This window comes from Micromonospora alfalfae (assembly GCF_022230925.1).
GTDB classification, from domain to species: Bacteria; Actinomycetota; Actinomycetes; order Mycobacteriales; family Micromonosporaceae; genus Micromonospora; species Micromonospora alfalfae.
Map to the genome: position 1 here is coordinate 110,809 of NZ_JAKKFH010000005.1, position 12,132 is coordinate 122,940.

A 12,132-nucleotide genomic window follows, 5' to 3' on the forward strand; every position below is an offset into this window, starting at 1 on the left:
TCTGCGGTTGACAGCCGGCCTAGTCACGACATGCTGGACGGGTGAGCCGATTGTCCAGACCCGATGCGCGCACGGTGGCGGTGCTCGCGGCGCTGGGAGCCCTTGCGCCGCTGGTCATGCTGGTCGTGTGGCGCCGACAGGACCTCCTCGGCGTGGTCCTCGCGCTGCTCTGCGTGCTAATGACGATGGTCGCCGGGGTCGCGGTCTCCGCCGCCCGTCAGGTCGACGATCCGGAGCCGGCGGACCGGTCGGCAGTCATCGGGCCGCCCGAACTGATGCCGTACGGGATCGACGCGGACACCCTCGACGCCCTGGACCCCCGGGACGCGTTGCGTGCGGTGCGTGACCGCCGCCGCGGGTCGAACGGGCTCAGCGGCCGGTGAGCGTGGGCGCGGAGAGCGCGTCCGCACCGCGCCCCGCCAGACACCGGTAGGTCCGGTCGATGCTGCCGTCGACCGGCGGTAGCACCTCCAGGTGCCAGCCGGTCGCCTCGGCGATGCCGGTGGTCAACCGGAACGTCCTGGCGCTGCACACCTGTCGCACCGGCTCAGCGGCGGCCACCTCGTCGTAGTCGGCGCCGACCAGCGACACCGGCAGGATGCCCTCGGCGTACGTCTCCCAGGTGTGTCGGCCGGCGCAGGACAGCCGAGCCGCTTCGGCGCGGCTGCCGCGGATCCGCATCGGGCCGAAGCACTCCAGCTCGGGCAGGCACCGGGCACCCTCGGGCAGGGCGGTGGGCGCACCGGTGCCGGTCGCGCAGCCGGGCAACGGCCCGGTCGCCGGTGCGGCGATCTGGGTGGCCGACGGGTACGGGGTGGGTGGTGGCGCCCGGTCGGCGACCCAGGCCCCGGCGGTCGCGGAGGCAGCGAGCGCGAGCACCCCGGCGCCACCGAAGAGCCAGCGCCGCCACCGACGACCGGCCGGGAGGGTTCGCTGAGTGTCCTCGATGGGCGCTCGGGGCACCGGCTGGCTGGCCGCGTACGGGCCGGAGAGGGTCGCGGCACCGCTGACCGGAGCGCCGCTGACAGGTGCCGTCGGCGAGCCGAGTGGCAGATTGGTGAGCAGGTCGTGCAATTCCAGGGCGGAGGGACGCTCTCCCGGATCGTTTGCCATGCCGACGCGCAGCACGTCGATGAGCTCGTCCGGCACCCCGGGCAGGGCGGGGAGCGGCTGGTTGAACATCTCCAGCACTGTGACCAGGCTCGGGTTGCGCTCGGACTGCCAGCGCGGTGGCCGGCCGTGCATCACCGCGTAGAGGGTGGCGCAGAGCGCGTACACGTCGACGGCCGGTGACGGTGGGCTGTGGCTGAACATCTCCGGCGGCGCGTACGCCGGGGTGAGCACCTCCAGGGTGACCGAGGCGTCCCGGTGCTCGGCGAGGACGGCGAGCCCGAAGTCGGCGAGCACCGCCGAGTTGAAGTGCGAGTGGAGGATGTTTGCCGGTTTCACGTCCCGGTGCAGCACCCCGGCGGCGTGTGAGTGGGCCAGCGCGTCGGCGATCTTGATGCCGAGGTCGCGGGCCTCCACCGGGCCCAGCGGCGAGGTGCGCATCCGTTCGGCGTACGAGCCGTCGCACAGCTCCATGATCAGGTAGGGGTGCTGATCGACTGTGACCCCCACGTCGAAGAGGTCCACCACGTGCGGGTGGGACGACATCCGGCCGGCCGCCCGCGCCTCGCGCAGGAAGCGGGCCTGATCGCGCTCGCTGTCCAGCGTCCGGTTCTCCACTTTGACGGCGACCTCGCGACCCACGGAGATCTGGGTGGCCTGGTAGACGGTCGCGTACCCGCCCCGGGCAAAGACCCGCAAATCAGTCAAGCCGGGCACGATCGGCACTGGCAGGCCGCCGGTCGGGGTGTCGGTCACCGCTCGAAAATACCCAACCCGACCGATGGCTCAGCGCACCGCGTCCGCCGGAGCCGCACCGGCGGGACCGGTACCCTCCTCGGCGACCGCAGTCGTCCCGGCACCCTCGGACGATCCGACCCCGCCGGCCGGGATGCCCCGCCGGGCGTCCAGACGCAGACCGATGGCGGTGGCCACGGCGCCCAGCCCTTCCCACGCCGCCACACCGAAGAACCGGTCGGGAGCGATGTCGGCCAGCACCGCGATGGTGAACACGGTGAACGTGACCAGCCGGAAGACCACTGTGAACCGGTAGAACACCCGCCACTCGGTCACAGTGGCGAGCAGGTAGTAGACGCCCATGTTGAACGCCGCCATCGAGGACGCCAGCAGGAACGTCCCGGTGTGATCACCGACGGCCCGCGTCGCCGGCACCTCGAAGCCGAGCATGCGCAGCTGCGCCTCCGGCCAGAGCAGCCCGACCGCGCCCATCACCAGCGCCAACACGCCGAAGACCGCGATGGTCCAGCCCGCGATGGATCGCGGCAGCTTCATGAAGGGCCTCCCCAGGCACGGCGACGGTCACCACTGTGGACCCGTACGCGGTGGTGACACGCTAGCCGCTCCCCCCGACCAACCACATCCCCAGAACCGGCAAAACCTGCACCCGGCCCACCCCTGCTCCCAAAGCTCTTGATCATGAAGTTATTGCCCTGCACGTCGGCGTGTCGAGGCAATAACTTCATGATCAACGGCGACGAAGGGGGTCAGACCAGGGCGGTCAGGCGGGCGTGGAGGGCGTCGGCTGCGGCGCGTTCGCTGCGTTGCTCGGTGGCGTACGCCAGACGGACCGCCTCCTGCGCGCAGGACAGCGCCTCCGCCGGACGACCGCAGGCGGCCAACGCCTCGGCCAGCACACTCGCCGCGATCACCTGACTACGCACGTCCTCGGCCGGTGCGGTGACCGCTCGACGGGCCCAGTCCAACGCCTGCTCCCGCTGACCGTGGGCGAGCAGCGCCGCAGCGTACTGGGCCATCGTCTGGCGGCGGGAGAAGAGCAGCGAGGGTGCGTTCGCGGCGGCAGTGGCCACCGGGGCGAGCAGCCCGACCGCTGTCGCCGAGTCGCCGACGGCGAGACGGGCCGTCGCCAACAACACCCGGGGCGCCACCTGCGCCGGGGCCTGCGGGTTGTGCGGCTCCACAGCGGTCAGCACCGAGCGGGCCACCCGCTCGGCCGTCTCGCAGTCGCCCATGTCCAACGCGACGAAGCCACGCAGTGTGCCGGCCATCCCGGTGAGCAGCGGATGCGAGGTGCGCTCCGCGTACGCCAGGGCGTCGGTGAGCAGGTCCGCCGCGTGCTCCGGCTCGCCCAGGCCGCGCGCAACCACCGCCCGGACCACCAGGGCGAACCCGCGCCCCCAGTCGTCGGAGGCGGCGGCGAACTCCCGGTACGCCCGCCGGGCCTCCCGGTCCGCCTCGGCCAGGTCACCCAGCTCGGCCGTGGCGAACGCCGCCACAGCGCGCAACGTGCCCACCGCCCACGCCTCACCGACCCGCTCGCCGAACGGCAGGAACACCTGCGCCATCCGACACGCCTCGCGCAGTCGGCCGGCGAGCAGCCGGGCGAACGCCGTCGTGCCGCGCAGCCAGGCCCGCCCGTACGGGTCCTTCAGCTCGGCGAAGAGCCGGGCGGCCCGGCCGAGCACCGCGTCGGTGCCGGCGAAGTCACCCCGGGTGGTGGTCACCCAGGCCAGGTTCTGCAGGGACCACGCCTGCCCGCGTCGATCCTGCGCGCCGAGGCTGACCTGGTACGCGGCCGCCAACCGGCTGCTCGCCTGACTCAGCCGCCCCGCCACGAAATCGGCCATGCCGAGTCGGCGCATCGCCGTGGCGCGCTGTGTGGGCAGCCGACCCTCGGTGGCCACTTGCAACGCCTCCTGCCAGGCGGTCACCGCCCGGCCCTGGTCACCGAGGGTCTCCTGGGCCTGCCCAGCCAGCAGCAGAGCACTGACCCGGGTGGCCTCGTCCCCCGCGTTCGCGGCGATCTTCTCGGCGTACGCCAAAGCGTCGCCGACCCGGCCGACCTGGAGCAACGCCCGAGCGTGCACCACCCGATCGGCTGCCGGCACCCCGTCGCGGGCCAGTTCGGTGGCGCGCTCGGCGTACTCGACGGCCATTGCCGGCTCACCGGCGGACAGCGACCGGCGGGCGGCCCGACCGAGCGCGGCGATGCCGAGCGGAACCACAGCCCGGGCCGGCGCGTCCGGGCGCAGCTTCACCGCGTCGGCGAGCGTGGCGGCCCGCTCGACGTGCGTCGCCACGAAGTCGTCCCGGGCCTCGTCGGTGAACCCGCCCACAGTGCTGACAGTGGTCTCGTCCACCGGCGCCGCCCAGCGGGCCAGCGCGGCGTGCCGCTCGGCCAACTCGGCCTTGCTCACCCCGGCGTACGCGGCCTCCCGCATGAGCGGTGTCGCGAACGCGTAGCCGGCACGCGAGCGGTGCAGCATCCGGCGTTGCAGCAACTCCTCGACCGCCCGGTCGAGCTCGACGGCGACCACTGCCGACGGCCGCCCGTCGCGGCCACCGCGCTGCTCCCGCATCGCCTCCAGGGCGCCGGTCGGCACCGTGTCACCGGTGACCGCCGCGTCGCGCAGCACCGAACGGGCGTCCGGCGGCAGCGCGTCGATCCGGGCCGCGAGCACGGCGGCGAGGTCCCGGGAGAGCAGCCGGCTGCCCAGCGAACCCGGCACCAGACGCCAGCCCGCCGACCCCCCGCTCTGCTCCCGCTCGCCGGAGCCGGGCCGCTCCGCCGCGGCACCCCGCGCTGACGCGGCACCGCGCACCGACTCGGTGGTGAGCGCGCCCCGCTCGATCAGCAGGGTGACCAGCTCAGCCAGGTAGAACGGATTGCCCTGCGCGGTGGCGAGCAACCGGTCGGCGTCGGCCTGTGGCAGCTTGCCGCCGCCGAGGTAACTGGTGAGCAGCCGGGCCGCGTCGGCACCGCGCAGCGGCGGCAGCGAGTGCACCTCGGCGTCCGCGACCCGGGTCAGCGCACCGGCGGTACGCACCAACTCGGGGCGGCCGAGCAGCAGCACCAGCACCGGACCGGTGAGCCTGGACAGGGTCAACCCAAGGGCACTGATCGTCTCGGCGGTGGCATCGTGCAGGTCGTCCACAACGATCACCAGCGGTGCCTCCGAGGCCAGCCCGCTGAGCAGGTCGGCGACGGCGTTCGGCACCACCTCGGCATCGGCGGCCGGAGTGCCCGACCCGCCCCACTCGCCGCTGTCGGTGCCGCCGTGCGCCGGGAGTTCGGCGTAGCCGAGCAGGGCGAGCAGCTGCTCGGTTGCGATCGGCGCGGTCTCCGCAGCGGAGCGGGCGAGCCGCTGCCCGAGCCGGCGCAGCCGCTCCTCGACGGCCGGGCGGGTCAGCGCGGTGGACGCGTCGCTGGGAAGACCGACGGCGGCCCGCACCAGATCGGCCAGTGGGGCGAGCCGTCGCCGCTCCCCGAACGCGGCACAGCGCACCGAGAGCACCCGGGCTCCGGTGTGCGCCGCGTACCGGCCGGCACCGACGTCGTAACCGGCGGCGAGGCGTTCCACCTCGGCGGCGAACCGGGACTTGCCGATACCCGCCTCGGCGGTCATCAGCAGCACCCGTGGGTCACCCTGGTCGATCACCTCGGCGAGCCGGCCGGCGACCCGGCCGATCTCCGTCTCCCGACCGACGTACGGCGCCTCGTCGCCGAGCCCCGAGCGGGTGCCCGGCGCGTCCAGCAGACCCAGCAGCTCGTACGCCTCGACCGGCTCACGCTTGCCCTTGAGCCGCAGCGGGCGCAGCGCCCGCCAGGAAGCGACGTGCCTGGTGGCCGCTGCGGTGCGTCCACCGGCATAGACGGCCCCGACCGCTGCGGCGTCGGCGAGCCGGGCTGCGGTGTTCACCGTGTCGCCGATGACCGTGTACTCGATGGCGGCCTGGATGCCCGCGATGACGTCGCCGGTGTTCAGCCCGACCCGCAGCCCGAGCGGCGCGCCGCCACCCCGCTCGTCGTCGAGCACCCGGCGGACGGCCCGTTGCATGGACAACGCGGCCCGGACGGCGCGTTCGGCGTCGTCCTCGTGCGCAACGGGGGCACCGAAGACGGCCATGATGCCGTCCCCCGTCAGCTTGTCGACGTGCCCGCCGAACGTCTTCACCGCACCGGCGAGGGCGGCGAGCACCCGGTCGGTGACAGCGCCGACGCGTTCCGGGTCGAGATCCTCCGACCAGGAGGTGAACTCGGAGAGGTCACCGAAGAGCACTGTGACCACCCGACGCTCGGCCGCCGGCAACGTTGCGGCGGCCGGCAGCGCGGCACCGCAGTTGTGGCAGAACCGCGCGCCGGGAACGGCAACGGTTCCACACACGGGGCAGGTCACATGTGCTCCAACCCACTGACCCCGGGCGCGGATTCCCCGGTGTCGACGCCCAGATACTCCAACTGGGCCCGGACCGACCATTCGGCCGCCCACCAGAGTGAGCGGTCCACGTCCGCGTAGACGGTCGCCACCACGTCGGCGGGGGTGTGGGCGCCGGCGACCACCGCCGCCCGGACCTGGTCGAGCCGGGCCCGGCGGTGGGCGAGGTAGAAGTCGGCGGCGGCGGCGCAGTCGGCCAGTGCCGGGCCGTGTCCAGGCAGCGCCGGGATCCCCCGGTACGCGGACAGCAGCTCGAGGCTGCTCAGGTAGTCGCCGAGGTGGCCGTCGGGGTGGGCGACCACCGTGGTGCCCCGGCCGAGGATGGTGTCACCGGTGAGCACCACCCGCTCGTCGCCGTGCTCGACCAGGAAGCAGACCGAGTCGGCGGTGTGTCCTGGCGTCTGCAACAGACTGATGTGCAGACCGAAGCCGCCGAAGTGCTCGCCCGGTTCGGTCAGCGGCTCGCCACCGATGGTGTGCGCCGGGTCGACGGCCAGGACGTGCACGCCGCCGAGCAGCTCACTCAGCCGGGCCGCGCCCTCGGTGTGGTCGGGGTGGCCGTGGGTGATCAGGATCAGCCCGATCGGGCCGTGCTCGGCGATCCCGGTCAGGTGCCCCTCGTCCGCCGGCCCAGGGTCGACCACGACGGCGTACTCGGCTGCCGGGGCGCGCAGCACCCAGGTGTTGGTGCCGTCGAGGGTCATCGGCCCCGGGTTCGGCGCACGCAGCAGTGAAACCCAGCGGGGCAACTTGTCGGCAAGCGCCGCCACCGCCCCCGTCACGTGCCCGCTCATGGCTGCGATCGTACGACCCCGCCCGCCACACCCCACGATCTTGCACTTGCGGCCCCTGATTCATCCCCGTTCAGGGCTTTCGTCCGAGCGGAAAGTGCAAGATCGCGGGGCGATGGGGACGCGTCAGGCGACCTCGACGATCAGCTCGATCTCCACCGGGGCGTCCAGGGGCAGCTCGGCCACACCCACGGCGCTGCGCGCGTGCCGGCCGGCCTCCCCGAAGACGGTGCCGAAGAGGTCGGAAGCACCGTTGACCACGGCGGGCTGACCGGTGAAGCCGGGCGCGGAGGCCACGAAACCGGTCACCTTGACCACCTTGATCACGTTCTCCAGGCCGACCAGCGAGTCGACAGCGGCCAGCGCGTTGAGCGCACACCGCTGGGCCAGATCCTTCGCCTGCTCGGCGGAGATGCCCGCGCCGACCTTGCCGGTCGCGAGCAGCTTGCCCTCGGCCATCGGCAACTGACCGGAAACGTAGACGTGCTGCCCGGACTGCACGGCCGGGACGTAACTGGCCACCGGCGGCACGACCTCGGGCAGTTCGAGACCCAGCTCGGCGAGCTTCGCGTGCGGACCGTTGCTCACGCCTTGGGCCGCTTCAGGTAGGCGACCAGCTGGTCCGGGTTCGGGCCGGGGACCACGGCGACGAGCTCCCACCCGTCCTCGCCCCAGTTGTCGAGGATCTGCTTGGTCGCGTGGACCAGCAGCGGGACCGTGGAGTATTCCCACTTCTGCATCGCTGAAGGGCTCCCTCTCGGTGCGGAATTGTTCGAGGGACAGCCTACGGTCCGCTGGCCGGACGAGGTACGGGACGCTGCTCCGGCGCGGCCGGCAGCTCCCCGCAGCGCCCTTCGTGCTCGTACCCCTGGGGGCAGCGGGACCGGTCGGGCAGCAGCAGGTCACAGAAGACCCGGTGCCGGTTGTTCTGATCGTCGGCGTTGGAGACTGTTGTCTCCCCGGCGTCCAACTCGGGCAGGAAGCCCAGCGACACCGCGACCCGGCCGGCCAGCACGGTCGCCGCCGCCAGATTGGGCACCCGGATCGGCAGGTGGATGACGAAGCCCGGCTCGTCGTCCTCGCGGGCCCGCTCGGCGGGCTGGCTCGGCACCCGGGCCGTCTCCGCCTGCTCCGGCTGCCGGCGGTACGACCGTTCGTTGATCGGCTGGCTGGTGAACTGCCCGCCGGCCTCGACCACTGACCCGCTCCGGCGGGGCCGGTCGTTCGTCGGGAACTGGGTGCGAGGGATGTTGTCCGCGTCGCGCATGCACTGCCTCCGGTCGTACCTCTCGGACCATGCTTCCGGCCCGGACCCATTCGTCCGTTCCGGCCCCCGCACCGGGACGAAGGTAGGTCTGTGGCTGCGGTCCCGCCAACAGGACGCGCACAAGAGGCACCAACAGTCACATATGCGACACACCGCAGGTCGGGGGGCCGACACCGAAACCGACGCGGGTACCGCTCACCGGATCGCTGGACCGCTCGACAGGCAGGGGCGACACCGATCCGGTCATCGACCGCTACCCTTCCGGTCGGACGGTCGCGCAGCGCCCGGCCGCCCGCTCGATCACGCTCGGCGCCAGGGGTGGCGGCGGGCGCCGCACCCCTGGGGGAACGACATGACCCACCCGCCCAGCGGCGACCAGGCCGGCACACCCGCTCACCCGCCGACCCACCCGGATCCCGCCGGTCAGCCCGCGCCGACCATCCCCAGCCAGCCGACCCCCGCTCCGCCGTCCGGGCAGCTCGCCCTCCCCGCCTCCCCCACCCAGCCGGCACTCTCCGCCGCCCCCACCTCACCGGCCTTCCCCGGCCAGTCCGGCGGCCCCGGGCAGCCCAGCGGCCCCGGCCAGCCGGAAGGGCCTGGCGGCCCCGGCTCGTCCGCCGCACCGACGCAGCCGGGCACCCCGAACCCCTCGTCGATCCCCCCGCCCCCACCGGCCTACCCGCCCTACCCGGGCACGGCCGCGCCGAAGAAGAAGCGCGGTCTGCTGATCGCGGCGATCGCCCTGGTCGTGATCATGGTGCTCTGCGTGGGCGGCGGGGTGGTGGCCTTCCTGACCCTGCGCAATGCCGAGACCGGCGAGGGCGCCAAGGAGCCGGCGGTCGCCGTCGACGAGTTCCTCACCGCGGTCTACAAGGATCGCGACGCGACAAAGGCTGCCGATCGCGTCTGCGCCGCTTCCCGGGACGAGGACAAGATCGCCGCGAAGGTGGCCGAGGTGGAGAAGTACGCCTCCACCTACCAGAACCCGCGCTTCCGGTGGACCACCCCGAAGGTGGACAACCAGACCGGGGAACGGGCCACCGTCTCCACCCGGCTCACCATGACCACCGCGGACGAGAAGGTGGCCGACCAGGAGTTGCGCTTCACTGTGGTGCAGAAGACGGGTTGGTGGGTCTGCGAGGTCGCCTGACCGCCAAGCCTGGATAGGCTCGACTGGTGCGTGCAGCTGAGCGTCCGATCGACCCGGCCGGTACCGGATGGCCCGCCCGCCTCCACGTGGTGACCGGCAAGGGCGGCACCGGTAAGACCAGCGTGGCGGCGGCGCTGGCCCTGGCGCTCGCCGCCGGCGGCCGGCGCACCCTGCTGGTCGAGGTCGAGGGGCGGCAGGGCATCGCCCAGCTGTTCGGCATCGAGCCGCTGCCCTACGAGGAGCGGCACCTGGCCGACGCGCCGGACGGCGGTGAGGTGCGCGCGCTCGCTGTGGACGCCGAGGAGGCGCTGCTCGAGTACCTGGACATGTTCTACAAGCTGGGCGCGGCGGGCCGGGCACTGCGCAAGCTCGGCGCCATCGACTTCGCCACCACCATCGCGCCCGGCCTGCGCGACGTCCTCCTCACCGGCAAGGTGAAGGAGGCCACCACCCGCACCACCGGGCAGCGGCGCGCATACGACGCGGTGGTGCTGGACGCCCCGCCGACCGGGCGGATCGGCCGGTTCCTCAACGTAACGGCGGAGACCGCCCGGCTGGCCAAGGTGGGCCCGATCAAGACCCAGAGCGAGGGGGTCGCCGCGTTGCTGCGGTCCCCGATGACGGCGGTGCACGTGGTGACGTTGCTGGAGGAGATGCCGATCCAGGAGACGGTCGACGCGATCGCCGACCTGACCGCCCTCGGCTTCGGTGTCGGGAAGGTGCTCGTCAACGGAGTCCGACCTCCGCTGCCCGCCGGAGCGGCGGTCACCGCCGCCGAGTTGAAGCGCGGACTGGTCGCGGCCGGGCTGTCGGCCGATCGGGACATGGTGGCCGGGTTGCACGATGAGGCGCGTGACCAGCTCATCCGACGCGAACTGGAAGATTCGCTCCGCGCCGACCTGGTGGAGTTGGGGCTGCCGATGATCGAGCTGCCGTTGCTGCCCGACGGGGTGGATCGGGCGGGGCTCGCGACGCTGGCCCAGGCCCTCGTCCGCGCCGAATGACTCACACCTGAGCTCAGCACGGGCGCACGGACCCACCGGCCCGATACGCTCGATTGGTGCCTTCCGAAGACGCGGCGCCGCAGCTGGACGTCGACCAGATCCTCGCCGACCCAGGCGTGCGGATCGTCGTGTGCTGCGGTGCCGGCGGAGTGGGAAAGACGACCACCGCCGCAGCGCTGGCGCTGCGGGCCGCCGAGCACCACGGCCGGCGCACTGTGGTGCTCACCATCGACCCGGCCCGCCGGCTGGCCCAGTCGCTGGGCCTGACCGAGCTGGACAACACCCCGCGCCAGGTCAAGGGGATCGACGTCGAGAGCAGCGGCGGCGAGCTGCACGCCATGATGCTGGACATGAAGCGCACCTTCGACGACGTGGTGTTGCAGCACACCGACCCGACGAAGGCCGCGGAGATCTTCGCGAACCCGTTCTACCAGGCGATGAGCTCGACCTTCGCCGGCACGCAGGAATACATGGCAATGGAGAAGCTGGGCCAGTTGCATGCCCGGGGCGAGTGGGACCTGATCGTGGTGGACACCCCACCGTCCCGCTCGGCACTGGACTTCCTGGACGCGCCGGCTCGGCTCTCCCGTTTCCTCGACGGCCGGATGCTGCGACTGCTGCTGGCCCCGGCGCGCAGCGGCGGGCGGAGCATGTTCAGCCTGGTCACGGCCTCGTTCGGGATGTTCTCGAAGGTGGTGCAGAAGGTGCTCGGCGCGCAGCTGCTCACCGACCTGTCCGGCTTCGTGGCGGCACTGGATTCGATGTTCGGTGGTTTCCGGCAGCGCGCCGAGCAGACGTACCGCATCCTGCAGGCGCGGGAGACGGCCTTCCTCCTGGTAGCGACGCCGGAGCCGGACGCGGTCCGGGAGGCCGCCTACTTCGCGGGCCGGCTGCGGGACGAGCGGATGCCGCTGGCCGGCCTGGTGCTCAACCGGGTGCACCGTCCGGCGGTCCCTGAGCTGGACGCCGAGCAGAGCCGGGTCGCCGCAGAGCGGCTGACCCAGCTGGGTGGGCATGAGGCCACCGCCGACGTGCTGCGGGCGCACGCGGCGTTGGCTCGTCAGGCGGTACGCGAGCAGCAGGTCGCCGCGCGCTTCACCGAGGCGTTCCCTGCCGTGCCGGCGGTTTCGGTCACTGCGCAGCCCGCCGACGTGCACGACGTCGACGGGCTGCGGACGATCGGCGCGGCGATCAGCCGGCCGTGACCGGCGTCAGTTGGCCGCGCTGACGAGAATCTTGTCCTTGCCGGCCTTGTCCTTGCTGTTCTTCTTCATCGCGGCCTCGAACATCTTGCGCCAGCTCGTCACCTGAGGATGACGACGCAGTAGCGCCCGCCGTTCGCGTTCGGTCATGCCGCCCCACACACCGAACTCGATCCGGTTGTCCAGCGCGTCGGCCAGGCACTCGTACCGAACTGGGCAGCTCCGGCAGATCCGCTTCGCCACGTTCTGTTCGGCACCCTGTACGAACAACGCGTCCGGGTCCCCGTTCTGACATGCCGCCAGTGACGGCCAGTCAGTGATCATGCCCATGTGTACACGTCCCCCCTTGCAGTACCTACCGACCTCGTCTATGCACGTCAGCCGGCAATTCCCCCCGATCGCCCGGCCTGCCTTCC

10 protein-coding genes and 3 pseudogenes are annotated in these 12,132 nt (G+C 72.6%); 4 read left to right on the forward strand and 9 right to left on the reverse strand.

Translation table 11 applies throughout. The annotated features are described in order from the left end of the window. Positions 1-41 precede the first annotated feature (41 nt). Positions 42-383: a hypothetical protein gene (locus MED01_RS04325; RefSeq protein WP_238667253.1), complete on the forward strand. Its 342-nt coding sequence runs from the start codon at positions 42-44 to the stop codon at positions 381-383. On the opposite strand, the gene MED01_RS04330 is transcribed toward MED01_RS04325, so the two are convergent. The 8 genes and pseudogenes from MED01_RS04330 to MED01_RS04360 all read right to left on the reverse strand — a co-directional run bounded on the left by MED01_RS04330 (position 370) and on the right by MED01_RS04360 (position 8,360). Next, complete coding sequence (locus MED01_RS04330) at positions 370-1,866, reverse strand: serine/threonine-protein kinase (RefSeq protein ID WP_238667254.1); 1,497 nt, start codon at positions 1,864-1,866, stop codon at positions 370-372. The two genes, MED01_RS04325 and MED01_RS04330, sit on opposite strands and share 14 nt — an antisense overlap. Before the next feature lie 30 nt (positions 1,867-1,896). After that, entirely contained in the window at positions 1,897-2,400 is a 504-nt protein-coding gene (locus MED01_RS04335; RefSeq protein WP_238667255.1) for a hypothetical protein, read from the reverse strand. Between the two features lie 212 nt (positions 2,401-2,612). Then, a pseudogene (locus MED01_RS36295) lies at positions 2,613-4,604 on the reverse strand (ATP-binding protein); the annotation flags it as partial. 93 nt (positions 4,605-4,697) lie between these two features. Next, positions 4,698-6,263: pseudogene (locus MED01_RS36300) on the reverse strand (adenylate/guanylate cyclase domain-containing protein); the annotation flags it as partial. Further along, positions 6,260-7,096, reverse strand: a complete 837-nt coding sequence (locus MED01_RS04345; protein ID WP_238667257.1) for an MBL fold metallo-hydrolase — start codon at positions 7,094-7,096, stop codon at positions 6,260-6,262. The pseudogene MED01_RS36300 and the gene MED01_RS04345, both read right to left, overlap by 4 nt. Before the next feature lie 123 nt (positions 7,097-7,219). Next, positions 7,220-7,681 (reverse strand): RidA family protein, encoded by a 462-nt coding sequence (locus MED01_RS04350; RefSeq protein ID WP_238667258.1) that lies wholly within the window; start codon positions 7,679-7,681, stop codon positions 7,220-7,222. Beyond that, positions 7,678-7,833, reverse strand: a complete 156-nt coding sequence (sp36, locus tag MED01_RS04355; RefSeq protein WP_007466198.1) for a Sp36 family protein — start codon at positions 7,831-7,833, stop codon at positions 7,678-7,680. The genes MED01_RS04350 and sp36 overlap by 4 nt, the downstream gene beginning before the upstream one ends. 44 nt (positions 7,834-7,877) lie before the next feature. Beyond that, complete coding sequence (locus tag MED01_RS04360) at positions 7,878-8,360, reverse strand: hypothetical protein (RefSeq protein WP_238667259.1); 483 nt, start codon at positions 8,358-8,360, stop codon at positions 7,878-7,880. Positions 8,361-8,925: 565 nt separating this feature from the next. Between MED01_RS04360 and MED01_RS04365 the strand changes: the two are divergent. The 3 genes and pseudogenes from MED01_RS04365 to bagB all read left to right on the forward strand — a co-directional run. Next, a pseudogene (locus MED01_RS04365) lies at positions 8,926-9,510 on the forward strand (Rv0361 family membrane protein); the annotation flags it as partial. A 26-nt stretch (positions 9,511-9,536) separates the two neighbouring features. After that, on the forward strand, positions 9,537-10,514 hold the full coding sequence (gene bagA, locus MED01_RS04370; RefSeq protein WP_238667260.1) for an ATPase BagA: 978 nt from the start codon (positions 9,537-9,539) through the stop codon (positions 10,512-10,514). A 53-nt stretch (positions 10,515-10,567) separates the two neighbouring features. Beyond that, positions 10,568-11,719 carry an ArsA family ATPase gene (gene bagB / locus MED01_RS04375; RefSeq protein WP_091403361.1) on the forward strand — a complete coding sequence of 384 codons (1,152 nt, stop codon included), beginning with the start codon at positions 10,568-10,570 and terminating at the stop codon, positions 11,717-11,719. Positions 11,720-11,725: 6 nt separating this feature from the next. Here the strand turns inward: bagB and MED01_RS04380 are convergent, their stop codons facing one another. Next, positions 11,726-12,046: a WhiB family transcriptional regulator gene (locus tag MED01_RS04380; RefSeq protein ID WP_030328078.1), complete on the reverse strand. Its 321-nt coding sequence runs from the start codon at positions 12,044-12,046 to the stop codon at positions 11,726-11,728. Positions 12,047-12,132 lie beyond the last annotated feature (86 nt).